This is a genomic window from Cryobacterium sp. TMS1-13-1 (assembly GCF_004403125.1).
In the GTDB taxonomy this organism is placed as follows: domain Bacteria; phylum Actinomycetota; class Actinomycetes; order Actinomycetales; family Microbacteriaceae; genus Cryobacterium; species Cryobacterium levicorallinum.
Genome location: NZ_SOGX01000014.1, coordinates 55,071 through 81,560, shown reverse-complemented (window position 1 = coordinate 81,560; position 26,490 = coordinate 55,071). Strand labels below are relative to the sequence as shown.

Here is a 26,490-nt window from a genome sequence, read left to right as displayed (position 1 = left end):
TTTAGTGGTCGTTTCTGGTTCGGGGCGCCGCGGTGTACGGCTGTTCTTCGATGAAGGTCGCGCCCAGGATCTCGCGTACCACGGCCTCTCCATAGCGCTGCTTCTCAGCGAAGGACGGCGCGCGGGACGGGTCTTTCGCGGCTCCGCGCTGGCCGGATGCGTTCGGGTGCTGGCGCTGCACTGGCGCAGACTGCTGGCCGCGGTTTTGCTGATCGCTCGGCTGGCCAGCGTTGCGCTGGCCGTTCGGCTGGCCGGGAGCGTGGGCCGCGTTCTGCTGGCCTGAGCGACGCGAATCCTGCTGCCCTGCACTGCTTGGCTGCCCCGAGCTCAGCTGCGAAGCGGATGCCTCGGCGTCGGCCCCGTAGTCGGGCACGCGTTCCTCCGCGGGCGCGTCCATTTCGGGCGGCGCGTCGTCGTCGTCAAATGGCGGGGGCGCATCGTCAAATGGCGGCTCGTCCCGGCGCGGGGACGCGGAGCCGGCAAGCGAAGACGGCGCTAAGACTGGAGTTGACGACGACGACGAGGAAGCCGAGACCGAAGCCGCGTCGGGTACGTCTGATATCGGAGCCGCGGGACTGGCGGGTGCCGGGGCATCCGTTGTGTCGTCGACGAGGGCAGGCAATGCCGGGCCGTTGGGCGAGCCGGGAATCGCCACGGTGGCCCACCCACTGGTCGAGGCGGCGACGGGCGAGGCACCTGCTGGTGTGGAAGCTGGCGCCGTCGCGGGTGCCGCAGTCGCCGCAGGCGCAGACGCAGGCGCAGACGCAGGCGCAGCGAGCGCAGCGGTGGGAGTAGCCGGCGCGGGAGCCCCGGACGCAGACGCAGGGGGCGCGGAGGTCGCAGGCGCGGAAGCAGGCGACCGGACTTGGGCGGCCTCGGTCGAGGTTGGATCGGTGAGCGCGGATTCTGCAGTGTCGGCCGCGTTCTCAGTCGACCCAGGTGATGCGCTCGACACAGAGTCGGCTCCGAGAGCTGCCGGCACAGAAGTTGCCGGCACAGAAGTTGTCGGCGGTTTCGGTGCGGAAACCGCTGGCGCAGGCTCCGCGGCGACGGTCGTCGAGTCGCCGGACGATGCGCTCGGCGAGGACGTTTCACGGCCGGCATCGACCCGGGCGATGAACTTGACGCGCAAGCCGAGCACGGCGACGATCGCTGTGCGCAGAAAGTCGCTCGTTCCCATCCCGGGAACCTTCTGCTGCTTGAAGCTGTCAACGTCGGCAACGCTCGGGAACGACAGCGCGAGTACGTCACCATTCAGGCTCAGCACGTGCGCAGTGTAGACGACGAGCCACGCGGTCGTTTTCTCCGTTTTCACGGCCTCGAGAATTTCGGGCCAGGCGTCTTTCAACTGCTGCAGGGAGACCGGCGCCCCAGGAACAACGGCCGGGCGGGCAGTCTGCGCCCCCGGGATGGCGGTCTCGTTGGGCAGGCCTTGGATCGAGCCTGTCGAGATTTCGACCAGCGGAGAGGGTGATGCCGCGGAGGCGCCCTGAGTTCCCGGAATGGCGCTTTCAACAGGCTGGACCAGCGGAGCAGGAGGCGTCGCGGAGTTTGCTCGCGCGGCCGAGGTCGCGCCGGGAGCGGAAGCGGCAGGTGTTGCAGAGCCTGGCGCGGAGGGCGACTGAGCACCGGGAGCGGCGACGCCGCCAGCTTGCGGTGCCGCCGCGGGCGCGACCGGGGCCCCCACCCGCTGATCGAGCTTGCCGAGATCGCCACTGGCCGACCGGGGCGCGGGCGCCGACGCACCGACCCCGTCGACCCCGATGCGACGCTCGAGGCGCTCGACCCGGGCGAGGGCGCCCCTGGTCGTGTCATCGGTCGCGGGAATCAGGGCGCGCGCGATCATCAGCTCGAGATGCAGGCGCGGCGAGGTTGCCCCGCTCATCTCGGTGAGGGCGGCGTTCAAAATATCGGCGGTGCGCGACAGTTCGGCTGGCCCGAAAGCGGATGCCTGCACGCTCATACGCTCCAGCTCGTCTTGCGGCACCCCGCGCAGCACCGCTGCGGCTCCCGCGACGCTGGTGGCCGCGACGATGATGAGGTCTCGCATCCGCTCGAGAAGGTCTTCGACGAACCGGCGCGGATCTTGCCCGGTCTGGATGACCCGGTCGACGGCGTCGAAGGCGGCGGCGGAATCGCGGGCTCCGATGGCGTCGACGGCTTCGTCGAGCAGCGAGGCGCTCGTGTATCCGAGCAGGGCGACGGCGCGCTCGTACTCAATGGACTGACCGTCGGCCCCGGCCATGAGCTGGTCGAGCAGTGACAGGGTGTCCCGCGGCGAGCCTCCGCCGGCGCGCACGACAAGCGGCAGCACGCCCGGAGCGACGACCATCTTCTCGACGTCACACATCTGCTGCACGTATTCGAGCATCGGACCCGGCGGCACCAGCCGGAACGGATAGTGATGGGTGCGCGAACGGATGGTGCCGATCACCTTTTCGGGTTCGGTGGTCGCAAAGATGAACTTCACGTGTTCCGGCGGCTCTTCGACGATCTTCAGCAGCGCGTTGAAGCCCTGCGGCGTCACCATGTGCGCCTCGTCGAGGATGAAGATCTTGTAACGGTCGCGGGCCGGCGCGAAGATAGCGCGCTCACGAATATCGCGGGCATCGTCGACACCGTTATGGCTGGCCGCGTCGATTTCGACGACGTCGAGCGACCCGCCGCCGTCGCGGGCGAGCTCAACGCAGCTCGGGCAGACGCCGCACGGAGTGTCGGTGGGGCCCTCGGCGCAGTTCAGGCAGCGGGCCAGGATGCGCGCGCTCGTGGTCTTGCCACAGCCGCGCGGGCCGCTGAACAGATAGGCGTGATTCACCCGGTTGGTGCGGAGCGCCGTCATCAGCGGATCAGTCACTTGGGACTGGCCGATCATCTCGGCAAAGGTCTCTGGCCGATAGCGGCGATACAGGGCGGTAACCACGCTCTAATGGTACTTGCCACAACCGACACTCGGCCGCGCGCAGGCGTCCGCCTGAAGGTCAGTATGCCGCGCCCACGGGTGACGCACGAGACGGGGGCGTCCACATGTGCGGAGTTCGCGCGCGTTTAGCCCCATTCCAGCGTCAAATCGGCCTGAGCGCAGTGACATTCCTCTGCTTCCTGCTGATCGTGACCTGACTCAGTGCAGCTAGCGCACCGTGGCGAGGGTCTGGCGGGCTATCTCCAGCTCCTCGTTGGTGGGGATGACGAGCACGGTGACCGCAGAGTCGTCGGCCGAGATGCGCCGTGCACCTCGATTCGCAGCGGCATTGCGCTCCGGGTCGATCCGGATTCCAAACGCCTCGAGTTCACCGACCGCGCCCGCTCGCAGCATCGGGTCGTTCTCGCCGACTCCCGCCGTGAACGTGATCACGTCGACCCGCCCCAGCTGGGCGAAGTAGGCGCCGACATAGTGCTTGAGCCGGTGCACGTAGACGTCGATGGCGAGCTGGGACGGACCGTCGCCGGACTCCGCCGCCAATATCACGTCGCGCATATCGCCGCGACCGGTGAGGCCGAGCAGGCCACTGCCGCGGTTCAGCAGGGTGTCGAGCTCGTCCATGTCGAGACCGGCCCGGCGGTGCAGGTGAAACAGCACGCCCGGGTCGATATCGCCCGAGCGGGTGCCCATGACGAGTCCCTCGAGCGGAGTCATGCCCATGCTCGTCTCCACCGATCGGCCGCCGCGCACCGCACATACCGATGCACCGTTGCCGAGGTGCAGCACAATCTGGTTCAGGTCGGCCAGCGGACGGTCGACGAATTCCGCGGCGGCCCGCGAGACGAAGCTGTGGCTCGTACCGTGAAACCCGTAGCGACGGATGCGGAACCGCTCGGCCAGGTCCACGTTGATCGCGTAGGTGAACGCCTCGGGAGGGAGGGTTTGGTGAAAGGCCGTGTCGAAGATGGCCACGTGCGACACCGAGGGAAAAGCGATCTCAGCGGCCACGATACCCTGCAGCGCGCCGGGGTTGTGCAGCGGCGCGAGCCCGGAGAGCTCGTCAATGTCGCGTTCCACCTGCGGTGTCACGAGGGTCGGCTCGTGAAAACGAGCCCCGCCGTGCACGACCCGGTGGCCGACCGCGACCGGCGCATGGGTGCCCAGCGAGGGGCCGTGCGCGTGGAAGGCCTCGAGCATGACGGCGAAGCCCGCCGTGTGGTCGGAAATGGGCAGTTCACGCCAGGTCTTGGCGCTCTCGGCGCCACCCACACCGCTCACCGAATGCGACGAGTGCCCCATGAGCTCGCCGATACGCTCGACCAGTCCACTCGCGAGGGTGGTCTCGGTGTCCATCTCGATCAGCTGGTATTTGAAGGAGCTCGACCCCGAGTTGACGACCAGAACCGCGGTCATCGGATGGCTCCAGCCGGCGTCGCATCCACTACCGCCGCCAGGGCCGCGGCATCCGTGAGTCCGGCCGCCTGAATTGCGGTGATCGCGACGGTGTTCACGATGTCCTGCACGAGGGCTCCGCGCGACAGATCGTTGATCGCCTTGCGCAGACCCTGCAGCACCGGTCCGATCGCGACGGCTCCCGCGCTGCGCTGCACCGCCTTGTAGGTGTTGTTGCCGGTGTTGAGATCCGGAAAGATGAACACCGTGGCGCGGCCAGCCACGCTGGAACCGGGCATCTTGGTGGCCGCGACCGCGGCATCCGTTGCTGCATCGTATTGAATCGGACCCTCGACCATCAGATCGGGCCGGCGCTCACGCACGAGGGCGGTCGCGAAGCGCACCTTTTCGACGTCGGCGCCCTCGCCGGACGTTCCGGTGGAGTAGGACAGCATCGCGATGCGCGGCTCGATGCCGAACTGCACGGCCGTCGCCGCGGCCGAGATGGCGATGTCGGCGAGCTGCTCGGCCGTCGGCACCGGAATGACGGCGCAGTCGCCGTAGACCAGCACGCGGTCGGCGAGCGCCATGAGGAACACGCTCGACACCACGCCGACGCCGACCTGGGTCTTGATGATCTCGAAGCTCGGCCGAATGGTGTGCGCTGTGGTGTGCGTCGCGCCAGACACCATGCCGTCAGCGAGGCCCAGCTGCACCATCATCGTGCCGAAATAGCTCACATCGGTGACGGTTTCATTGGCCTGGTCGAGCGAAATTCCCTTATGTGCCCGCAACTGCATATATTCGTGGGCGAACTTAATCCGCAGCAGATCGTCGTACGGGCTCACGACGTGGGCCTTGGAAATGTCGAGGCCAAGGCCGATCGCGCGAGAGCGCACCTCGAATTCCTCACCGAGAATGGTCAGCTCGACCACGTCGCGGGCCAGCAGGGTCGCGGCGGCGCGCAGCACGCGGTCATCCTCACCCTCGGGCAGCACGATGTGCTGACGGTTCTGGCGCGCGCGCTCGAGCAGTGCATACTCGAACATGAGGGGCGTGACGACCTCCGCGCGGCTCACATCGAGTCGGTCCAGCAAAGCGGATGCATCGACGTGAGTCTCGAACAACGCCAGCGCGGTGTCGTGTTTGCGCTGGGAGTCGGCGGCGAGGCGTCCACGGGCGCGCGTTATGCGCATGGTCGTGTCGTACGAGCCGAGTGAGGTTCTGATGATCGGAAGCGAGGGGGCGAGGCCCTCCATCAACCGTTGGATCGCCTCGGGCAGCTCGAAGCCGCCATTGAGCACGATGCCGGCGATCGACGGGAAGGTTGCGGAGGCGTTGGCCAGCAGCACGGCCAGCAGCACGTCTTCGCGGTCGCCCGGCACAACGACGACGGCGCCCTGAATCAGGCGCGGCAGCACGTTGACCATCGACATTGCGGCCACGACGACGCCGAGCGCCTCACGGGCCAGCAGTGCAGGGTCGCCCTTGATCAGGGTGCCCTCGGTGGCCTCCATAATGCTCTGCATGCTCGGTGCGACGAGGTACGGGTCTTCGGGAATGGCCCAGATCGGCACCCCGAAAGCGCCGCCGGACCGCGCCGGCTGGGCATTGGTGGTGACCCGCACCGCATCGATGATGGCCGGCAGCGCGTTCTCGTCGGCCCGATTGATGATGATCGCCAATACGGATGCGTGTTCGTCGCGCAATTCCGCCAGCGCCACGTCGGTCTGCTGGGCGATGTCCGTGGCGGAGCGGGCGTCGCTCTGGCCGAGGCGTTCACCCTCGCCCGGGCCGACTCGGCCACCGAGCACGAGCAGTACGGGGGCGCCGAGGTTGGCCGCGATGCGCGCGTTGAAAGCGAGTTCGGTGGGGCTGCCGACGTCGGTGTAATCGCTGCCGATGACGACGACCGTGTCGCAGTTGGCCTCGACCGCTTTGTACCGCGCAACGATGCGGGCCAGGGCGGCGTCTGGATCGGTGTTGACGTCGTCGTAACTGACACCGATGCTCTGCTCGTAGGTTTGCCCGGCGGCAGCGCCGGGGCCGGCGTTCGCCTGCAGGTGCCGGAGGAGAAGCTCGACGACGTAGTCGGGCTCGGTCGCGGTGCGTGCGACCGGGCGGAACACACCGACCCGCTCCACGAGGTGGGTCAGTGTGTCGAGCACGCCCAGAGCGATCGTCGACTTGCCGGTATTGCCTTCTGCGCTGGTGATATAGATGCTTCGAGCCACGGTGTCCATTCAAGCTTATTCGGAGTGGGAGTGCGTCGGCGGGATCATAGAGGTAAGTCGTGACCCACGCTATACCGAGTTTGGGTTGGTCGATGGCGGTCGAGCTGGGTTAGCCTGCGCCGATGGCCGGGTTCCGCAGACGGCCAGCGCGGGGCGATGGCGGTCGGCAAGCTCGACCAACGACGGGTGGCGTCCCGCGCGCGGGTGGGGACCGGAGCAGTGCCGGGTTAGACATTGTCGCTGCCCGTCGAGGCGGCGCGGGGAGCGGCATCCGCTTGGGCAGACCAGGACCAGTCGGTGATGGCGGGAATGTCTTCACCGTGGTCTCGGGTGTATTGGCGCGCGGCCAGGCGGGCGTCCTGCATCCGCTGCCGGAGCAGGCCGGCGCGGGCGGCGAGGCCGGGGGTGCGGTCGATGACGTCCATGACGAGGTGATATCGATCGAGGTCGTTGAGCATGACCATGTCGAACGGGGTCGTCGTGGTGCCGATCTCTTTGTAGCCGCGGGCGTGCAGGTTGTCGTGGCCGTGACGCTTGTAGGTGAGCCGATGGATCAGCCACGGATACCCGTGATAGGCGAAAATGATCGGCTTGTCGGGCGTGAAGACGGCGTCGAAGGCGCTGTCGCTCAGGCCGTGCGGGTGGTCCTCCGCCGACTGCAGCCGCATCAGGTCGACGACGTTCACGACCCGCACCTTGAGCTCGGGCAGGTTCTCGCGCAGAATCTCGGCGGCGGCGAGCACCTCGAGCGTCGGCACGTCACCGGCGGCGGCGAGCACGACATCCGGCTCCTGACCGGCAATTTCGGTGCCAGCCCAGTCGAAGATGCCAAGACCGCGGGTGCAGTGCGCGACGGCCTCGTCCATGGTGAGCAGGTTCGGCGCCGGCTGCTTGCCCGCCACGACGACGTTCACATAATTGACGCTGCGCAGGCAGTGGTCGTAGGTACTGAGCAGGGTATTGGCGTCGAAGGGCAGGTAAACCCGCACCACGTCGGCGCTCTTGTTGACGACGTGGTCGATGAAACCGGGATCCTGATGGCTGAACCCGTTGTGATCCTGCCGCCAGACGTGCGAGCTGAGCAGGTAGTTGAGGCTCGCGATCGGCGCCCGCCACGGGATCTCGGCGGTCACCTTGAGCCACTTGGCGTGCTGATTGAACATGGAATCCACAATGTGAATGAACGCCTCGTAGCAGTTGAACAGCCCGTGCCGCCCGGTGAGCAGGTAGCCCTCGAGCCAGCCCTGGCACTGGTGTTCGCTCAGCATCTCCATCACGCGGCCGGCCCGGGCGAGGTTGGTGTCGCCGGGCCGGATCTCGGCGTTCCACTGCTTGTCGGTGACCTCGTAGACCGGCGGGGCGAGCCGGTTCGAGGCGGTTTCGTCGGGTCCGAAGATGCGAAAGTTATCCGGGTTCAAGCGGATGACCTCGGCCAGGTAGCCGCCCAGCACGCGCGTCGCCTCGCTGCGCGTTGCACCCGGCTCGGGCACGTCCACGGCGAAATCACGGAAGTCGGGCAGGCGCAGGTCGCGGCGCAGGAGTCCGCCGTTGGCGATCGGGTTGGCGCTCATGCGCAGGTCGCCTTGTGGGGCGAGGGCCTGTATCTGCGCAACGGGAGCACCACTTGGGTCGAACAGGTCTGCGGGACGGTAGGACAGCATCCACTGTTCGAGCAGGGCCGTGTGCGCCGGGGTGTCGCGGGCGTTACTCAGCGGAACCTGGTGCGCCCGCCAGGTGTTCTCGACCTGCACGCCGTCGATGCGGGCGGGGCAGGTCCAGCCCTTGGGGGTGCGGAGGATGATCATGGGCCAGCGCGGGCGGGCGAAATCCTCGTTGTTGGTGGCGGCCTGAGCGGCTGCGGCCTTGATCTCGGCGATCTGGTTGAGCACTTCATCAAGAGTCTCGGCCATGCGAGCGTGCACGAGCATCGGATCTTCGCCGTCAAAGCCGCCGCTCACCAGATAAGGAGTGTGACCGTAGCCGCGCATGAGGTCCTGCAGCTCGTCTTCGGGGATGCGGGCGAGCACGGTGGGGTTGGCGATTTTGTATCCGTTGAGGTGCAAAATGGGCAGCACGACGCCGTCCTGCAGCGGGTCGATGAATTTGTTGGAGTGCCAGCTGGTGGCGAGCGGGCCGGTTTCGGCCTCGCCGTCCCCGACCACCGCGGCCACGAGCAGGTTCGGATTGTCGAACGCGGCACCGTAGGCGTGGCTGAGGGCGTAGCCGAGTTCGCCGCCCTCGTGGATGGAGCCGGGCAGCTCGGGCGAGGCATGGCTGGGGATGCCGCCGGGGAAGGAGAACTGGCGAAACAGTTTCTGCACGCCGGCGGTGTTCTGCTCAATGTCGGCGTAGACCTCGGTGTAGGTGCCGTCGAGGTAGGCGTTGGCGACCATGCCGGGGCCGCCGTGGCCGGGGCCGGTGATGTAGATGGTGCTCTGGCTGCGTTCGGCGATCGCGCGGTTCAGGTGTGCGTAGAGAAAGTTGAGGCCGGGCGTGGTGCCCCAGTGGCCGAGCAGGCGCGGCTTCACGTGATCGCGGGTGAGCGGCTCGGTGAGCAGGGCGTTGCCGAGCAGGTAGATCTGGCCGACGGCGAGGTAGTTCGCGGCCCGCCACCAGGCGTCGATACTGCTCAGCGCCGCTGCACTGAGCGGTTTCGGCGCGCGTGTAGGCCAGGGCATGGTGCCGGAATCGTGGCTCATTGGTCCTCCGCAGTGTGGTGCGGCGCCATAGCCGCGCTGCTTCAATCCTATTGAGCCGTGGCGGCGCAGCTCAGGGCCAAAGGTCCCGACCCGCGAGCGTTCACGCGGATTTCACGCTCATTACGCGAAAGCGGATGCTGGTGGGGACAAAAAGGACTCCTCGCGCACCTCGGTACAGGAGCACAGCCCCGGGTACCCTCGCGCTGTGGGTATGAAAAAGACTCCTCGCGCACCCGCCAGAGCCCGGTTACCCTTGCTACGTTTCCGTCCTGGGGGAATTGGCCTGGGTGGCGCCACGCGAGGAGCCGACCCTCAGTTTAGGGCACGCGACGAGACTGCACCAACCGAGGGTGGCGACAGCATCCGCTGGAAACAGGTAAGATTCTGTGGTGCCGTTGCTTTATTGAACGGCGGCCAGGAGAATTCGCCTAGTGGCCTATGGCGCACGCTTGGAAAGCGTGTTGGGTGAAAGCCCTCGGGGGTTCGAATCCCCCATTCTCCGCCAGACTTGTAGTACAGCGTGTTGGGTGACGCACACACCCCACTCGCGGGGTTCGAATCCCCCATTCTCCGCCAGACTTGTAGTACAGCGTGTTGGGTGACGCACACACCCCACTCGCGGGGTTCGAATCCCCCATTCTCCGCCAGAGATTTCTGATTTACAGGGCCGGGTTTCGCACGACGCCAGCGTTGGTCGACGGCGGTCTCGGCAAGCTCGACCAACGACACAGGGCTGACTTTCCAGGCAGCCAGGGGCGCTAGGCGCCGGCGCGGTCGGCCAGGCCTCGCACGAAGGCTGCCTGGCCAACGTGCTGCAGGTCGTCGGAGAGCACACTCGCGAGGCGCACGCCGACGGTGACGGCGGGAGTCCAGGACTCGTCGACGACCCGGTCCAGGTCCGCCGCGCTCAGGGTGGTCAGATAAGCGAGGGTCGCGGTGTGCACGGCGTCGTAGTAGCCGCCGAGCAGGTCCGCATCGGCGCGAACGGTGGCGACTTCGGCAGAGGTGAAGCCATAGCCGATCCTCTTCGGCTCGAACGGCAGGTCGAATCGTTCGGCCCACCCCTGCCCGGTGTACACCTGCTCGCTGCCCGCCAGGTCGGCGATGTGGTCGTCCTGCAGGCGGGACAGGTGCCAGATGAGCCAGGCGATCGTGTTGGCGTCGGCATCCGCTCGATACGTGAGGGTGGCGACGGTCGCGTTTTTCAGGGTCGCAGCTACGTATCCCTGGATACGGGAAAACTCTTCGATGAGCAGTTCGGACGGGGTCATGGCTCTCCTTAGTCGTTCTGCCACCGTACCCCCGCGCTATGCCGCGATCCCGCCGGGACTCATACGCACCCGCTGAACTGCGGGTTGTTGCCGCCTCCGACGACACCAGTTTGCGTGGCGAAGCCTAAAGCGTCGTGCCTCGGGCTCACTTGAGGAACAACGCCCCCGCCCTATTATTCGGGCCGTCTGCCCGGAGATCAGGAGGGCGGCGCGGGTTTGCGTGGCCCAGCGATGGACAGCTCGCCCTCGTCAGCTATGGGCGGGTCGCCCTCGCGGCGGCTGGTGCGTTGCTCGGGTTAGTCGCAACGTCGATCAGCGAGGCGAGCCAACGAGCAAGCGCTGCCGCGTCAGGTCGAGCCCGAGGGCAACGACGCGCGCCGAAAGGCCCACGGACCCTTCGGTGAGCGCCCTCACCTCGAGCGCGTGCTGCAGCACCGACGCACTTTGGACGGGGAGCGCGCGCCAGATGTCAGCAACGGTGTGGCACAACGAGATCGAGCCGGTGGCGCTGGTCACCGACCATCCAGCGGCGAGCGCCGCGATGCGGGGTGCGCCGGGCACGCCGGCACACACGGCGGACACCGTTTGCGCCACCAGAATGCGATTTCTGAGGGTGTGTTCGTTGCCCATCACCGGGTCAGGGTAGACCGTCGTGCCGCATGCTCCGCACATTTTTTGTTTCCTGACTGACCTGACGGCCCGAGTTACTGCATCACGTCGCCGGAGTTGGGCCCGAGGGTCTGCCCTACATAGAGGTTTCCTCCGGGCTCACTCGCAAGCAGCAGCGCCGTGGGGGCGACTTCGGCCGCAACGCCGAAACGCCCGAGCGGCAATTCGGCGCGCTTGGCAATCTTCCAATCTTCGGAGATTCCCTGCACGAGCGGGGTCTCGATCGGGCCGGGAGCGATGCTGTTGACGAGCACGTTGTCGCTGGCAACTTCGAGCGCCAGCGATTTAGTCAGCGCCACGACCCCGGCCTTGGCCGCCGAATAGTGGCTCAGGCCGGTGCCGCCCTTGATGGCGAGCTGGGAAGCGATATTGATGATGCGGCCCCATTTCTGTTGGCGCATCTCCCCCACCACCTCCCGGCAGCACAGGAACACCCCGGTGAGGTCGACTGAGAGAGTCTCGTTCCACATGGCGAGTGTCATGTTTTGCAGTGGTGACTCGGTGAGCAGACCGGCACTGTTCACCAGAACGTCAATGGTGCCAAGCCGTTGGCGAGCGGTCGCGAAGGCCGTGCGCACGCTGTCTTCCTGCGACACGTCGACGTTGATCGCGTCAATGTCGGTGCCCGCGCGATCGAGTACGACCACGCGGTCACCGTTGGCGACAAACGCTTCGGCGATTGCCCGCCCGATTCCACTACTGCCGCCGGTGACGACGACTCCGCGGCCGGTGGACGCGCGATGGTGCTGGGTCATTTCTGTTCCATATCTACGCGCGCATTTTCACGGTGAGTCCGCCGTCAACGATGAGGGACTGCCCGGTGACGTACCCGGCCTGCGAAGAAGTGAGAAACGCAATAACACTGGCCACTTCGGCCGGCGTACCCACCCGACCCCAGGGGATGTCCTTGCCGGCTCGGGCGAGGCCGTCCGGTCCCAGCGAATTTACCGGGTCGAGTGACTGCGGAGTTTCGATGAGGCCGGGAATGACCGCATTCGCCCGGATGCCCTGCGGCCCCAGTTCAACAGCCACACTGCGAATCAAACCGAGCACGCCGGCTTTCGCCGCCGCGTAGTGGGCATGACCCTCCCACCCGTAGACCGCGCCGGCGATCGAGGACACCGCCACCATGGCGCCGCCCTCGGTCATGCGTTCGGCTCCGGCACGCAGTGTGCGCAGGACACCGGTGAGGTCGACGTCGAGCATGTCGGTCCACCGGGCATCCGTCATGTCGGCGAGCGATGAATTACGCAGAATACCCGCATTAGCGACGGCGTAGTCGAGGCGGCCGTATTCGTCGACCGCCCGTTGGGCGAATGCGTCAACGGATGCCGTACTGCGCACATCCACCTCGTGCACGACGGCCTCACCCCCGGCGGCGCGCACCAGCCGCAGTGTTTCCTGCGGGTCGTGCGGGTCGCCCGGGAAGGTGCCGATGATGCTGCGCACCCCCTCGCCGGCGTAGTGCACGGCGAGGGCACGGCCGATGCCGCTGGCGGCTCCGGTAATTATTGCGACGCGAGCTTCAGGCACGCTGGGCTTTCAGCTCGGTTTCCGGTGCGACAGCGAGGGGAGCTTCTGCCATGGGTTTGGCGGCGATCATGAGCACACCCGAAATAAGGGTGCCGAGGGCGCCGACCCAGAGCGCGGCGGTTCCCGTGTTGGCTCCGGCGGCGACGGCGGTGAACAGCGCGCCACCGATAACGATGCCGGGCTGGCTCATCGCGCCGATGAACGCGGTGCCGGTGGCGCGGCAGCTCACCGGGTAGCACTCGGCCATGAAGTACTGAATAGCCGCGTACGGGCCAACGAGGAAGAAGAGACCGGCGCCGAAGCTTGCGACGATGGTCACCGGGCTGTTAGCGAGGGGGCTCAGCATGATGGTGAAGGCGACCGATGCGAGGATCCAGCCGCTGATGATGGTGCGCTTGCGGCCGATCTTGTCGCCGAGCCACCCGTGGAACACGTAGCCGAAGTAGGCCAGGGCGTTGATGACAATGAGCATCCAGAAAGCATCGGAGAGTTCGACGCCCTTGGCGTTCTTGAGCACGGAGCTTCCCAGAATGCTGAAGATCATGATGCCAAAGAAGTTAAAGATCCAGGCGAGCGAGAACACGATCGTGTTGCGGCGCAGCTTCGGCTCCCAGATGAGCTTGAGCGGTGCGGTCGAGGAGTGCTCGACGCCGTACGACCCGGCAAGCAGGTGGGCTTCTTCGGTGCGCCCGGCCTTGTCGAGGCGGGTGAGTTCACTGTGCAGCTCGAACTGGGGAGTTTCTTTGAGCTTACGTGCGATGGCCCACACGATGAGCGCGGCGGGGATGGTGGCCATCAGATAGAGGGCACGCCAGCCGAAGGTCGGGAGGAAAGCCAGGGCGAGCGCACTGGCGAGCAGAAAGCCGAGCGGCCAGCCGCCCTGAATAAAGGAGTAGCTCAGGCCCGGGCGCTTGCGCTTCTTCTCGTCTTCGGTGACCTGGTAGACCTCGTTCATGTAGGTCGCGTTGACGGCCTGCTCGGAGAATCCCAGACCGCCAAATGATCGAACGATCACGAGCAACCCACTGCTGAGGAAGGCCATTCCGGTGGGGATGATGGCGGTGAGGCCGGAGACGATGGCCGTGCCACCGACGGTGACCATCATGCCCTTGCGTCGTCCGAGGCGGTCAATGACCGGGCCGACGCCGAAGCAGACGATCGCGGTGCCCACTGCGATCCAGGTGTTGATCGCGTAGGCTTCCGGCGCGGTCCAGCCGAAGGATTCTTGCATGGCGGGAAGGAGCGTGCCGAACAGTCCGTAGTCGAAGACGGCAACGGTCCAGGCCAACAGCGCCAGAATCGTGGCGGTGCGGGTCTGCTTCACGGTGAAGGCGGGAAAGCGACGTTTCTCGTTGACGGTCGCCGCCGTGAGATCGAGGGTGGGAGATTTCAGTTTCATGCGGAGGGAACCTTTCGGGGGGAACGGGCGAGGAACGAATCTGCAATCTGGTCGAAGGTGTTCCAGCTGACGCCTTCGTGGGAGTTGAAATGCTCGATGAGGCGCTCGAGCATGAGGAGCACTTGTGGGCGTCCGGAGACGTCGGGGTGGATCGTCATCGTGAAGACGGCCTGATCCATTTCGCGGTAGACCCAGTCGAACTGGTCTTTCCACATCTGTTCGATATCGCGTGGGTTCACGAAACCGTGCGAGTTGGGGGCGGCCTTGATGAACATCATGGGGGGCAGGTCATCGAGGTACCAGTTGGCGGGAATCTCGACCAGGTCGGTCTCGGTGCCGCGCATGAGCGGCTCCATCCAGGTCTGGGCGTTCTGGGCGTAGTCGATCTTTTTCCAGCTGTCACCGACGCGCACGTAGTACGGCTCGAAGTCCTTGTGCATGAGCGAGTGGTCGTACTTGATGCCGCGTTCGAGCAGAATTTCGTTCGTCACCGACGAGAATTCCCACCACGGGGCGACATACCCAGTGGGGCGGCGTCCGGAGACGTTTTCGATCAGTTCGATGGATCGGTCCAGGATCGTGGTCTCCTGTTCGCGGGTCATCGCGATCGGGTTCTCGTGGGAGTAGCCGTGCACGCCCATCTCGTGGCCCGCGGCAACGATCATGCGGGTGAGCTCGGGAAAGGTCTCGATGGAGTGCCCTGGAACGAACCAGGTGGCGGGTAAGTCGTACTTGTCGAACAGGCGAATGAGCCGGGGGCCACCCACCTCGCCGCTGAACATGCCGCGGGAGATGTCGCACGGGGAGTCTTCGCCGCCGTACGAACCGAGCATGCCGGCGACAGCGTCGACGTCTACTCCAAATGCAATCTGGATATCTTTTTTCATATCTGTGCCTTTCGTTGCACTAACAAATCTGGGCGGACTCGGTGATGGCTGCCCCGTACAGGGCAAACGCGTCGGCGATCTCATCATGGTTGCGATCGAGCTGCAGCAGAAGGCTGAGCAAAATCAGCGATTGTGAGGGCCGCAGCAGGCCAGTGGGGATGGCACCGGCCGCGACGAGGTCTCGTCCTCCGCCGGCGCCGTAGACCGGGATGACCGGGCCGGCACTCACCCGGGTGCTCGTCACCACGACGGTGCCGGCCGCGGCGGCGGCGGCGACGGCGACGCACAGGGCGGGGTTGCCGTTGCCGCTTCCCGTCGCTTGCAACACGATTCCGCTGGCCCCGGCAGCCACGGATGCCTGCAGCAAGAGTCCGTCCGCCCCCGGATAGGCAGACACCACGTCGACGCGTCTGGCCTGGCGGAGAGGGAGGGGCGGGAGCGGGAGCGGTGGCATCCGCTGGTCCTGGCGGGTGATTACGACGTCACCGGTGGCGGTCAGGAAACCGGCCGAGCCAAAGTCGGGGTTGGTGAAGGCATGGAGCGCGAAGGTCTGTGCTTTGCGCACGCCGCGGGCGGGGAATATCTCGCCGGCGAAAACGATCAACACGCCGAGGCCCGCTGCCGCGGGTGAGCCAGCGACCGCGATGGCATCGGCGAGGTTGCCGGGACCGTCGGGGTCGGCGGCGTCGGCGGATTTCTGCGCCCCGGTGAAAACCACCGGGCTTACGTGGTCGTGGGTGAGGTCGGCCAGGTAGGCGGTCTCTTCCATCGTGTCAGTGCCGTGCGTGACAACGACCCCCCGCACCGATGGGTCGGCGAGGGCAATCTTGATCTGCGCGCAGATCTCGATCATGTCGACGAGAGTGAGCAGGTAGGACCCCTCACAAGCGACGTCGACGACCCGCACGGGGTAGGCCGGGGCTGTGGCCAGACCGCCGAGAACTTCTGCACCGGCGTCGGCGGCAACCGCGGCGCCGCCTTCCGCAGAGCGGGCGCGCGACGAGATGGTTCCACCGGTCGCCAGCAACACCACGTGGGTGCCGGCACGATCTGTCATTATTTTCTCCGGAGGTCGGTACCCAAACGATTGGGTTTCTTGATGCAAGAGTAAATACCCAATGTTTCGGCCGACTGCACGCGTCATTGCGGGTACGTAACGTTCATTACCCAATCGTTTGGGTAGTGAGGTGGTCAAACTATAGAATGAGATCCACAGGCAAGTCAAGCTTCGTATCCGGCTTTCTCGGATAACGGAAACTGGAGACAGCGACATGACAGGCATCAGACCGGGGTCCGTCACCCTGAAAGATCTGGCCGCCGAACTCGGCCTGCACCCGTCGACCGTGTCACGGATCCTGCACGGGAAGGCTGACACGGCACGCGGCGCCGCCGCGCCGGTCACGGCCCAACGTGTGCGTGACCTCGCCAAGAAGGTGGGCTACTCCCCCGACCCCCAGGCCACGAGCCTGCGCACGCGGCGCACGCATCTTCTCGGAGTTATCGTTCCGCGCCTTTCCGACCTCGTGCTTGCGGTTATGTACGAAGGAATCGACGAGGCAGCCGACGACGCCAACTACTCCACATTCGTCATGAACTCTCGTGACGATACATTGATACAACGGCGCAAGATGGAAATCATGCTGTCTCGGCGAGTAGACGGCCTCATCATCGGTGACGCGCACCTTGACGGCAATATTCTCGACGAGCTCACCGAACGCAAGGTGCCTTTCGTGCTCATGAACCGCGCCATTGCCGGTTTTGCGTCAGCCACCTGCGATGACACCCTTGGCGGAGCTCTGGTGGCGCAGCACCTGTGGGACCAGGGCCACCGCGATGTTTCCATCATCGCTGGTGAGCCCTATGCCAGTACTGCAGTCGATCGCACGCACGGCTTCGTCTCCCGGTTTCGCGCGCTCGGCGGAACGATCCCCGAGGGCGCCATCGTGTGGTCGCGCTTCGACACAACGGGCGGGCACACCGCAGCGGATAGCATTCTGCGCGGCACACATCGTCGCCCCAGTGCGATCTTCGCGGTCAACGACTTCGCGGCCATCGGCGCCATGGGCGCCGCAAATTCACACGGATTGCACGTGGGCCGCGATCTGGCAATTGTCGGATTCAATGACACGTCGCTGGCCGCGCAACTGCCCATCGCGCTGTCGTCGGTGCGATCACCGATGCTCGACATCGGCCGGGTCGCCGTGAAGTTGCTCCTCGGCGTGCTGAACGGAGACGCCGTGGAGTCGGTTCGACTCGCTCCTGTTTTGTGCGTGCGAGACAGCAGTGATTTCACATGGGTGGCGGGATAAAAGGCGGCTACTGCTCGAAAACGGTGAGGCTGGCCAGACAGGTGTATCCGGGCGGGGCTGGGGCAGGGGGCGGTGGGTGGACAGATGCCGTCGCATCCGCTTCGCTGGCAAACGAACTCCCAGGCGTCGCCGTCGGGAACGATCTACATGGGCATGAGGCACCGGGGGCAATTGGGCGTCGCGCCTCGCCCGGAACGCTGCTCGCCAGCTCGGCCTCGGAATAGGGCAGGCCGAAGTAGAGCTGCGTGCCGGGCGTAACGAATGCCTGCTCAGAGCCAGGTATGGCCGGCATCGGTGGAGCGCAGGGTGAGGTCGCCGATCCAGAGCCAGAGCTTATTGTCGGCGGAGGCGGAGGCCGCGATGTTTCCGGCTAGGGCGGTGGGAGTCACGGCGGTGACGTAGACATCCGGTGTCGGTGGATGTCGGAGCGCGGGCCGGGTCAGCGGAGTCGATACCGAGGTCGATGACGCCGCCAAAGTACGGTTGAACTCCTGGATGAGTTTGGCCATGCCGGCTGATCCGAAAAGTTCGCTCGGGTTGGGCGCAATGCGGCCGGCGGGCAGCGCGAATAACTGTCCGCGGCCCCACGGCTGAATCACGTCGGCAAGTTCGGCGCGCCCGATCAGAACATTGGTGAGGCCGACAGCGCCCTCGACGTTCATGTATTCGGGGATCTTCGGGCGACGCAGGGTGGCGTCGACGAACAGAACGCGAGCTTCCGCGTCAGACAGGGCGATGTCCAGGTTGGCGCTCATCGTGCTCTTGCCTTCACCGCCGAGGAAAAATGACGACAAAGGAGCGATCGGCGCGGCCCCGATCAGCTTTTCTTGAACACAGTGAGGGCCCCGGGTCCTTGGCTGGTCGCCACGTCAACGTTGACGCTCCTTGGCACATCATCTTGAAATACCTAGGAGCAGTGACCGACTCTTTTTCTCATCGTTGATCGCCGTCCCTGGTGTCCGGAATGTAACGTTAGCGACGGTAGGCACTCACATCGGTGGCCTTGACCGAAAGCCAGACCGTCAAGCCCACCTGCAGGCCGAGGTCGGCAACCGCGGCGGGGGTGAGTTCTGCGATGATCTCGGGGTCGCCGCTCGTGCGCAGGCGCACCCCGCCGGTGCCCGGCTCAATGCCGGTGACCCGGGCCGACCAGACGTTGCGGGGGCTCGCGTGACGGGGCTGTTCCGTCTGCACGACAACGGATGCCGGGCGAAAGACGGCCGCGGCGGCTTCTGCGCCGGGGGTTGCAGAGGCGGGAGTTGTGGGCGACAGGGCTGCGGCATCCGCTGGGCGCACCCAGAACGTGCGGCCGTCTGGGGCGACGACCGCGCCGTTCTGCGCGGTGCCCACCACGAGATTGACGCCGGCGAGCGCCGCAACGAAGGGGTTTTGCGGGGCCGCGAGTACCGCTGCGGTCGTGCCTTCGTCGATGAGCGCGCCGTGGTGCAGCACGGCGACGCGGTGGGCGAGCACGACGGCGTCGACGATGTCGTGGGTGACGATGATGGCGCTCGTGCCCGTTTCGCTAAGCTGCTCGCGGATGAGTTGACGGATGAACGGTGCTGTTTCCGCGTCGAGGGCGGCCATCGGCTCGTCGAGCAGGAGCACTCGCGGGCCGGCCGCGAGGGCTCGGGCGAGGGCGACGCGCTGCTGCTGCCCGCCGGAGAGGGCGCCCGGCAAGCTGCTGCCGAGGCCGGCCAGGCCGACCCGATCGAGCCAGCGGTCGGCCTGCACCCGAGCCTCGGCGGCGTTCAAATGTGCTTCGCCGACGCGCAGGGCGAAGGCGATATTGTTGCGAGCGCTGAGATGAGGAAAGAGCAGGGGCTCCTGCCCGAGGAGCCCGATGGCCCTCTTTTCCGGCGCAATGAATCGGCCGGGCGCGGTAAGGACTGCGCCGTCGATCGTGACGGTTCCGGAGTCGGGCGTCGCGAGGCCGGCGAGCAGCTCGAGCACGGTCGACTTACCTGAGCCGTTCGGGCCGAGCAGGGCGAGCACTTCGCCCGGCGCGAGAGCGAGCTTCAGGTCGAGCGTGAACGAGCCTCGGGTGAGGTGCAGGGTGGCGGTGAGGAGGTCGTTGGCGGCGGATTTCCAGAGAGCGGGAGTCACGAGAGCGGGCTCCGACTTTGGCCAGCGATTCGGAGGTCCATCCCTGCCGGGAACAAGGTCGGCTTCGCGGTCACGTTTCGAGCTCTTTCCTGGTTCGTTGTCCCGATCGGCCGAGGTCGGCTTTCGGGCTGGGCGCGGCCGACTGCCCTCGGTGACACCGGCACGCACGGTCGGAACGTGCGCCCCAGCCGGCGTGAGTCGGCGGAGCTGGCGCGGCCAGCGGCATCCGTTTTCGGGATGGTCACGACAGTACGCTCGCTCGGCGGGTTCCGACCAGCACGAGAATGATCACGGCGACCGCGATCAGCAGCAGCGACAGGGCGACGGCCTGGTCGGTCGTCACGCCCGAGCCGTTGAAGGCGGTGTAGATGGCGAGCGGCATGGTGCGGGTGACTCCGGCCTGGTTGCCGGCGAATAGGGCGGTCGCGCCGAATTCGCCGAGGGCGCGGGCGAAGCTCAAAACGGTGCCGGCCAGTAGTCCGGGGCCGACAAGCGGCAGCGTGATGCGGGCGAAGACGGTGCCACGATGGGCGCCGAGGGTCGCGGCGACCCTCTCGTAGCGGGTGCCGGCGGTGCGCAGCGCGCCCTCGACGGCGATCACGAGAAACGGCAGGGCCACGAAGGTCTGCGCGAGGACGACGGCCCCGGTCGTGAATGGAATGCGCAGGCCGGCGAGTTCGAGGGTGTTGCCGAGCACACCGCCGCGTCCGAGCAGGGAGAGCAGCGCGATGCCGCCGACCAGTGGCGGCAGCACGAGCGGCACGGTCACGAGTGCGCGCAGCAGGCCGGCGACGCGCGGCCGCGACCGGGCGATGACGACGGCGAGCGGCACGCCGAACAGCAGGCAGAGCAACGTCGAAACGGATGCCGTCGCGAGCGACAGCCCCAGCGGCTGCAGCGCTTCCGGGGAGAGGAGCAGGGAGGGGAGGCCGGGCCAGTCGACCTTGAGCAGCAGACCGGCGAGCGGCAGCACGAGCAGTCCAAGGCCGATGCTCGCGGGCAGGTAGAGCAGGCGCGGAATCATGCGCGACCGTGCCCAGTGCTCGGGCCAGGGGGCGTGACGTGTCTGAGCATTGCTTTCCGGGCCCGGGCCCGGAAAGCGGGCCCATGTTCGATCATGGGCCCGGTTGCATAAGGTGGGCCCAGGCGGGCGATCCCGTATCCGCGAACGGTTGCCGTTTCGTCGCAGCCTGCGATGTGCCGCGGGAGGNGGGCCCAGGCGGGCGATCCCGTATCCGCGAACGGTTGCCGTTTCGTCGCAGCCTGCGATGTGCCGCGGGAGGTTTCTTCCGTTCCGGGCCCGGGCCCGGGCCCGGTCGGTGGGCCCATGTTCTATCCTGGGCCCGGTTTCCGGGCCCGGGCCCGGGCGCTCTCGAACGCTCACGGGGCGAGAAATCCGTGGGCGGCGAGCACAGACTGCCCCGCCGGCGAGAGCACGAGGTCAACGAAAGCTTGGGCCGCCTCGGCGTGCGCGCTGCCTTCCACGACCGCGATCGGATAGCGCCCGATGACCGCGTCGGCTCCGGCCGGGGTCCGGCCGTCGATGCGGCCGGGGTTGGCGGCGACATCCGTCGCGTAGACGAGGCCGGCATCCGCTTCGCCGCCGGCGATTTTGGTAACGACGGCCGTCACATTCTGTTCCTCGCTGGCGGGCGTGAGAGTGACACCGGCGTTGGCGAGCAGGGCAGCGGATGCCGCACCGCACGGCACCTGCGCCGCGCACAGCACGGTGATCACGCCGGGGCGGGCCAGATCTTCGAGGGTGTCGATCTGCAGCGGATTGCCCGGGGCGACCGCGATGCGCAGGGTATTGCCGGCGAACACGGTGGCCGGGCCGACGAGCCCGTCGTCGGCCAGCGGCTGCAGGTTCTTCTGGTCGGCGCTCGCGAACACGTCGGCCGGGGCGCCGGCGGCGATCTGGGTGGCGAGGGTGGAAGATCCGTCATAGGTGACCTGCACATCGACGGCCGGATTCTGCTGCTCGAGCAGTGTCGCGAGTTCGTCGAAAGCGCCGGTGAGCGACGCTGCGGCATAGACGCTGAGGGTTTGGGACTCGAGATCCGTGCCCGTGGCGGTCGAGTCGGTTGCCGCGGAATCTGTGGCGGTCGAGGGTGCACAACCGGTGAGAGCCAGGGCGAGCACGGCCAGAACGGCGAGGGCCTGGGGGAGGCGGGTCACGTCATCCGTCCCGGAGTTTCGACGATCACATTGGTGGCCTTGATCACGGCGACGCTGAGCGACCCGACCTCAAGCCCGAGTTCGCGCACGGCCTCGCTCGACATGAGCGAGACGACGCGGTGCGGGCCACACTGCAGCTCGACCTGGGCCATGACTGTGTCCATGGTGATGGCGGTGACGATGCCGACGAAGCGGTTGCGGGCGCTGCGGCCCACGCTCGACGGGTCTGCCGGGGTGCTCGCCTGGTCGACGGCGAAGGCGGCGAGCGCCGCTCCGTCAACCGCGAGGCGACCGGATGCGTCGGCATCCGCCACGAGACGGCCACCGTCGACCCAGCGGCGCACGGTGTCGTCACTAACGCCGAGCAGCTCGGCGGCCTCACTGATCCGATATTGCGTCATGAATTGCACGATAGCACCGCATCTGCGGATTTGACCCACTGTCTGGGTCCCTGTCATCGCGATCGGCCGTGGCTAATTCAGGAAGCCACCGAGTGAGCCCGACCACCGGGGCATAACTCCTGCAAATTGATCGCGGCGGTCGACCAAGCCCCCGTAAATACGGGCATCGCACTGCCGGGAGCGAGAAATTGCAGGAGTTAGGCGCCGGCGACCCGGGGCGGACGGGGTTCGTGACATCACGCTGGACGGATGGGAAGGCAGAGGAGAGCGCGGGATGGGTGGCCGAGGGGCCGCGCAACGCCTAGCGTTAAGCCATGGCCATTCCTCCCCTCGTTGAGCCCGTAGACCGCCTCAGCGCATCTGAATCCGTGCGGACCGCTCGCCAGCGCCGCCTCCCCCAGCTCAACGAACTCGGCCAGCGCCGCCTCGCCAACGCTCGGGTTCTCGTGCTCGGCGCCGGCGGGCTCGGCTCCCCCGCGCTGCTCTACCTCGCGGCAGCGGGCGTCGGCACCATCGGTATCGTCGATGGCGACGACGTGGAACCGAGCAACCTCCAGCGCCAGATCGTTCACGGTCAAGCGGATGTCGGTCGCCCCAAGGTAGACAGCGCCGCCGAGCGTATCGCCGAGATCGCCCCGGAGACCACCGTCGTTCGGCACGCCGAGCGTCTGGTCGCGAATAACGCGGCCGAGATCCTTGGCGGCTACGACGTGGTCATCGACGGCACCGACAACTTTCCGACCCGGTTCCTCGTGAACGACACCTGCGCGCGGCTCGGACTGCCGCTGGTGTGGGCATCCGTTTTGCGATTCGATGCCCAGCTTTCGGTGTTCTGGGCCACCCCGCCCGCGGGCTCAGGCGTCACCGGAGTGCACCTGCGCGATCTGTTTCCGACACCGCCGGCCGACGGTGAGGTGCCCAACTGCGCCGATGCCGGCGTGCTCGGCGCTCTCTGCGGCCAGGTCGGATCGCTCATGGCGACCGAAACCATCAAGCTCATCACCGGAATCGGTTCCCCGCTGATCGGCCGGGTGCTCGTGATCGATGCCCTGTCCGGCCGATTCAGCGAGATTCCACTGGTCGGAACCGGCATCGCCGCCGAGCCGACCGCTGCCGAGGTCGCGGCCGAGGTCGCGGCCGAAACCGCCCGCGTCGCCGCAGAGAATACCGCCGAGGTTTCGGGTGCCGAACTCGTGGAACGTCTCGAGGCCCAACGCGCCGGAAACGACAACTTTCTCGTGCTGGACGTGCGCGAGCCGAACGAGAATGCCGAGAGTTCCATTCCGACGGCCCGACTACTGCCGCTCGGTGAGCTCCTCACCGACGGGGTACTCTCCGACACCGGCCGGGCCGCCCTCCCGGTGGAGACCCCGCTGATCGTGCACTGCCACGCCGGGGGGCGAGCCGCCCGCGCTGCTGCCGCGCTGCGCGAGGCCGGATTCACCGACGTCTCCGTGCTCACCGGCGGGATCGTGGCCTGGGACGACCTCGTCACGGCCGGACGCGCGCCCGGCATCGGCAGCCGCTGGCCGTCCCTCGAGCCGACTCCGACCGGGCGCCACGCGTCGGCTCCGGATGGCAGCGCAGCGCCCGCCAGCCCGACAGCTACAACTAACCGATGACCGAGACGAATCTGCCCGGCGGTTCCGCTCCGGACACATCATCCCTGCCGAACGAACACGATGCGCTCGCCGGGGAGCCGTCCGAGGTTCGACGTGCGCACGCTGGCAGCGCGCACGAAGATGGGCATGGGCACGACCACACGCATTCCGACAGAGCGGATGCCTGCGCGCCGGCCGCATCCGCTCGCACCGTCGCCGAACAACTGGCGGTCATTCTGGCCGACCTGAAGCCGCTGGTGCCGGTGCGTGTGTCGCTCGACGCCGCGCGCGGCCTGGTGCTCGCCGAGGACGTGCTGTCAGCGACCGATACTCCTCCGTTCGACAACTCCGCGATGGACGGCTACGCCGTGATCCGCGCCGATCTGCTCGGCGCCTCGGCGCAGAACCCGATCAGCCTGCCCGTCGTCGCCGACCTGGCCGCCGGCACCGCCGAGAACCCACACCTGATGCCCGGGCAGGTCGCGCGCATTATGACGGGCGCGCCGATTCCCGACGGAGCGGATGCCGTCGTTCCGATCGAAGACACCGACCAGGGCACCGACCGGGTCACCATCGTGCGCGCCCCCACGGCCGCGGCGCACGTGCGCCGCGCCGGCGAAGACGCCCACGCCGGGGACCGCGTGCTGGGCGCGGGAAGCGTGCTCTGGCCGACCCGGGTCGCCGCAGCGGCGAGCGCCGGAACCAGCTCTGTGCTGGTGCACCCGGCGCCACGCGTCGCGGTCATCTCCACCGGCAGCGAACTCGTCACCCCCGGCAGCCCGACTCGTCGCGGTCAGATTCCCGACTCCAACTCCTTTCTGTTGGCGGCGGCCGTCACCGAAGCCGGCGGCGTTGCCATTCGGGTGGGGGCCGTGCCCGACGACGACGACACGTTGCGCGCGTTGCTCGCCGACTTGGCCGGAACGGTCGACGTGATCGTGCTCTCCGGCGGCGTCAGTGTCGGAGCGTACGACGTGGTCAAAGCCGTGCTACAACCCCTCGGCACCGTGCACTTCGGACCGGTCAAGATGCAACCCGGCAAGCCCCAGGGGTTCGGACGCTGGCCCGCTACCGAAAACGTGCCCGGACCGCTCATCTTCGCCCTGCCCGGTAACCCGGTCAGCGCCTACGTGTCGTTCGAGGTGTTCGTGCGCCCCGCGCTGCGCCGCCTGCTCGGGCACCCGGAGCTGCACCGCCGCACCGTCACGGCGACCGTCGCCGACGGCTGGAATTCCCCGCCCGGACGCGCCCAGTACATGCCCGTCATCGTCACGCACCGTACCGATTCTGGAACCGAGACCGGGACTGACACCGGCACCGACGGAACCCGAGACGGAACCCACATCGAGGTGCGCCCGGCCTCCCGCGGCGGGTCGGGTTCGCACCTCGTCGCCGGGCTGGCGCAGGCAACTGGTCTTGCCATCGTGTCCGAAGACACGACTCACGTTCGCGGCGGCGACCTCATCACTGTCATGCTGTCATCATGACGTACACCACCGACATTCCCGACGCGACAGTGCCCACCCAGCCGTTCACCCACCTCGACTCGGCCGGACAAGCCCGCATGGTCGACGTCACCAACAAAGTTCCGACCGTTCGCAGTGCCACCGCGGCGGGCTTCGTGCGCTGCGGCGCCACGGTGATCGCGGCACTCCGCGACGGCACTGCTCCCAAGGGCGATGTGCTCGCCGTGGCCCGCATCGCCGGAATCCAGGGCGCCAAGAAGACCGCCGACCTGCTCCCCCTCGCCCACGTCATCGGCGTGCACGGCGCCGTCGTCGACCTGATCGTCGAGGATGACCGGGTGAGCATCACCGCGACCGTGCGCACCGCAGACCGCACCGGCGTCGAGATGGAGGCGTTCACCGCCGTCTCGGTCACGGCTCTCGCCATCGTCGATATGGTCAAGGGCCTCGACAAGTCCGTCACGATCGAGAACGTGCGGCTGCTCTCCAAGAGTGGTGGCAAGTCCGGCGACTGGCTGCGCAGCCAAGGCTAAGCGGATGCTCCCTCCCGTGACCGTGCCCAGGGCACGCCTCATGAGCCCACTTCCGGCACTCACCATTGACCTCATCGTGCTCGCGGGCGGGCGTGGCAGCCGCCTCGGCGGCGTGCTCAAACCCGCAGTCGAGGTGGCCGGGCGCACTCTGCTCTCCAGGGTGCTCGACGCCCGACCGGTCGCCCGGCACACCGTCGTTGTCGGCCCGCCCGCAGCGGTTCCCGCCGCCGACAGGCCTCCGCTCGCCGCGTACCCCGCACCCTCGACAGGTGCACCTGCACCCGATCCCGATCCCGCGTCGCCCACGGCCACGGCCACGGCCCTAACCCCCGCAGCCGCAACGCCCGCCGCCGGTACCGCCACGCCGTCCGCACTGATCTGGGCACTCGAAGACCCACCGTTCGGCGGCCCGGTAGCCGGAATCGCGGCCGGCCTCGCCGCGCTCGAGGCGCACGGCGCAGCACACGTCGAAGTACACTGCGAGGCACACGGCGCGACCAAGGTCGAAGCGAACGTTGACGAGCCCGCCACCTGGCTGCTCGTGCTCGCCTGCGATCTTCCGTGGGGAGCGGATGCTGCGCGCCTGCTGGTCACCGCGGCATCCGCTCTGGAGGAGATCGGTGAACAGACCGACGGTGTGCACCTCACCGATTACACCGGCCACGCCCAGTGGCTCGCCGGAATCTACCGGGCGCCCGCCCTACGCGCGGCCGTGGACCGCCTCGGCGATCGCGTCAACGGCGCCAGCATGCGCAACCTACTGTCGGGGCTGAAGCTCATGGGGCTGATGGACGAATCCGAAACCGGGGTCGACGTCGACACGTGGCAGGATGTTGAGAGCAGCACCGCGCGTTTGACCGGTGCACCCGAAGCACGACCCGAGGAGTGACCA

The 26,490-nt window shown here is 67.1% G+C and carries 21 protein-coding genes, 1 tRNA gene and 1 other RNA gene; 6 read left to right on the top strand and 17 right to left on the bottom strand.

Going from position 1 to position 26,490, the window contains the following annotated elements:
• Position 1: 1 nt before the first annotated feature.
• The 5 genes from E3T31_RS14495 to ffs form a co-directional block, all read right to left on the bottom strand.
• Positions 2-2,920, bottom strand: coding sequence for a DNA polymerase III subunit gamma and tau (locus E3T31_RS14495; protein ID WP_134469670.1), 2,919 nt, complete (start codon positions 2,918-2,920; stop codon positions 2-4).
• A gap of 207 nt (positions 2,921-3,127) precedes the next feature.
• A complete protein-coding gene (locus tag E3T31_RS14490; protein WP_134469668.1) occupies positions 3,128-4,333 on the bottom strand; it encodes an acetate/propionate family kinase in 1,206 nt (401 codons plus the stop codon).
• Positions 4,330-6,546 carry a phosphate acetyltransferase gene (pta, locus tag E3T31_RS14485; protein ID WP_134469666.1) on the bottom strand — a complete coding sequence of 739 codons (2,217 nt, stop codon included), beginning with the start codon at positions 6,544-6,546 and terminating at the stop codon, positions 4,330-4,332. The genes E3T31_RS14490 and pta overlap by 4 nt, the downstream gene beginning before the upstream one ends.
• Before the next feature lie 227 nt (positions 6,547-6,773).
• Positions 6,774-9,224: a phosphoketolase gene (locus E3T31_RS14480; protein WP_241978025.1), complete on the bottom strand. Its 2,451-nt coding sequence runs from the start codon at positions 9,222-9,224 to the stop codon at positions 6,774-6,776.
• 234 nt (positions 9,225-9,458) lie between these two features.
• Positions 9,459-9,555, bottom strand: an RNA gene (gene ffs / locus E3T31_RS14475) — signal recognition particle sRNA small type.
• Between the two features lie 107 nt (positions 9,556-9,662).
• On the opposite strand from ffs, the gene E3T31_RS14470 reads away from it, so the two are divergent.
• A tRNA-Ser gene (locus tag E3T31_RS14470) sits at positions 9,663-9,750 on the top strand.
• A gap of 253 nt (positions 9,751-10,003) precedes the next feature.
• Here the strand turns inward: E3T31_RS14470 and E3T31_RS14465 are convergent.
• The 7 genes from E3T31_RS14465 to E3T31_RS14435 form a co-directional block, all read right to left on the bottom strand.
• Positions 10,004-10,516 carry a DinB family protein gene (locus tag E3T31_RS14465; RefSeq protein WP_134469662.1) on the bottom strand — a complete coding sequence of 171 codons (513 nt, stop codon included), beginning with the start codon at positions 10,514-10,516 and terminating at the stop codon, positions 10,004-10,006.
• A gap of 312 nt (positions 10,517-10,828) precedes the next feature.
• Complete coding sequence (locus tag E3T31_RS14460) at positions 10,829-11,149, bottom strand: hypothetical protein (protein WP_134469660.1); 321 nt, start codon at positions 11,147-11,149, stop codon at positions 10,829-10,831.
• Positions 11,150-11,220: 71 nt separating this feature from the next.
• Positions 11,221-11,940 carry an SDR family NAD(P)-dependent oxidoreductase gene (locus E3T31_RS14455; RefSeq protein WP_134469658.1) on the bottom strand — a complete coding sequence of 240 codons (720 nt, stop codon included), beginning with the start codon at positions 11,938-11,940 and terminating at the stop codon, positions 11,221-11,223.
• 13 nt (positions 11,941-11,953) lie between these two features.
• Complete coding sequence (locus tag E3T31_RS14450; RefSeq protein WP_134469656.1) at positions 11,954-12,718, bottom strand: SDR family NAD(P)-dependent oxidoreductase; 765 nt, start codon at positions 12,716-12,718, stop codon at positions 11,954-11,956.
• Positions 12,711-14,117: an MFS transporter gene (locus E3T31_RS14445; protein WP_134469654.1), complete on the bottom strand. Its 1,407-nt coding sequence runs from the start codon at positions 14,115-14,117 to the stop codon at positions 12,711-12,713. Before E3T31_RS14445 ends, E3T31_RS14450 begins: the two co-directional genes overlap by 8 nt.
• Positions 14,114-15,004: a polysaccharide deacetylase gene (locus E3T31_RS14440; RefSeq protein WP_134469652.1), complete on the bottom strand. Its 891-nt coding sequence runs from the start codon at positions 15,002-15,004 to the stop codon at positions 14,114-14,116. Before E3T31_RS14440 ends, E3T31_RS14445 begins: the two co-directional genes overlap by 4 nt.
• 19 nt (positions 15,005-15,023) lie before the next feature.
• A complete protein-coding gene (locus E3T31_RS14435; RefSeq protein ID WP_166788516.1) occupies positions 15,024-16,061 on the bottom strand; it encodes an asparaginase in 1,038 nt (345 codons plus the stop codon).
• A 214-nt stretch (positions 16,062-16,275) separates the two neighbouring features.
• Here E3T31_RS14435 and E3T31_RS14430 point away from each other — a divergent pair, with 214 nt between their 5' ends.
• On the top strand, positions 16,276-17,313 hold the full coding sequence (locus E3T31_RS14430) for a LacI family DNA-binding transcriptional regulator (protein ID WP_134469651.1): 1,038 nt from the start codon (positions 16,276-16,278) through the stop codon (positions 17,311-17,313).
• A 269-nt stretch (positions 17,314-17,582) separates the two neighbouring features.
• On the opposite strand, the gene E3T31_RS18785 is transcribed toward E3T31_RS14430, so the two are convergent.
• From E3T31_RS18785 to E3T31_RS14405, 5 genes are all read right to left on the bottom strand, one after another.
• Positions 17,583-18,068 carry a tyrosine-protein kinase family protein gene (locus E3T31_RS18785; RefSeq protein WP_134469649.1) on the bottom strand — a complete coding sequence of 162 codons (486 nt, stop codon included), beginning with the start codon at positions 18,066-18,068 and terminating at the stop codon, positions 17,583-17,585.
• A 217-nt stretch (positions 18,069-18,285) separates the two neighbouring features.
• On the bottom strand, positions 18,286-19,419 hold the full coding sequence (locus E3T31_RS14420) for a sulfate/molybdate ABC transporter ATP-binding protein (RefSeq protein WP_134469647.1): 1,134 nt from the start codon (positions 19,417-19,419) through the stop codon (positions 18,286-18,288).
• Between the two features lie 241 nt (positions 19,420-19,660).
• Positions 19,661-20,443: an ABC transporter permease gene (locus E3T31_RS14415; RefSeq protein WP_134469645.1), complete on the bottom strand. Its 783-nt coding sequence runs from the start codon at positions 20,441-20,443 to the stop codon at positions 19,661-19,663.
• Between the two features lie 356 nt (positions 20,444-20,799).
• Positions 20,800-21,597 (bottom strand): molybdate ABC transporter substrate-binding protein, encoded by a 798-nt coding sequence (gene modA / locus E3T31_RS14410; RefSeq protein WP_134469643.1) that lies wholly within the window; start codon positions 21,595-21,597, stop codon positions 20,800-20,802.
• Positions 21,594-22,055 carry a molybdopterin-binding protein gene (locus E3T31_RS14405; RefSeq protein ID WP_370304625.1) on the bottom strand — a complete coding sequence of 154 codons (462 nt, stop codon included), beginning with the start codon at positions 22,053-22,055 and terminating at the stop codon, positions 21,594-21,596. The genes modA and E3T31_RS14405 overlap by 4 nt, the downstream gene beginning before the upstream one ends.
• A 257-nt stretch (positions 22,056-22,312) precedes the next feature.
• On the opposite strand from E3T31_RS14405, the gene E3T31_RS14400 reads away from it, so the two are divergent.
• From E3T31_RS14400 to E3T31_RS14385, 4 genes are read left to right on the top strand one after another with little or no spacing between them, the layout of a single operon-like run.
• The gene (locus E3T31_RS14400; RefSeq protein ID WP_134469639.1) at positions 22,313-23,620 is read left to right on the top strand and encodes a ThiF family adenylyltransferase; all 1,308 of its coding nucleotides are present in this window, start codon (positions 22,313-22,315) and stop codon (positions 23,618-23,620) included.
• A complete protein-coding gene (glp, locus tag E3T31_RS14395) occupies positions 23,617-25,086 on the top strand; it encodes a gephyrin-like molybdotransferase Glp (RefSeq protein ID WP_134469637.1) in 1,470 nt (489 codons plus the stop codon). Before E3T31_RS14400 ends, glp begins: the two co-directional genes overlap by 4 nt.
• Complete coding sequence (gene moaC, locus E3T31_RS14390) at positions 25,083-25,598, top strand: cyclic pyranopterin monophosphate synthase MoaC (protein WP_134469635.1); 516 nt, start codon at positions 25,083-25,085, stop codon at positions 25,596-25,598. The genes glp and moaC overlap by 4 nt, the downstream gene beginning before the upstream one ends.
• Before the next feature lie 4 nt (positions 25,599-25,602).
• Positions 25,603-26,487: a molybdenum cofactor guanylyltransferase gene (locus E3T31_RS14385; protein ID WP_134469633.1), complete on the top strand. Its 885-nt coding sequence runs from the start codon at positions 25,603-25,605 to the stop codon at positions 26,485-26,487.
• Positions 26,488-26,490: the final 3 nt, after the last annotated feature.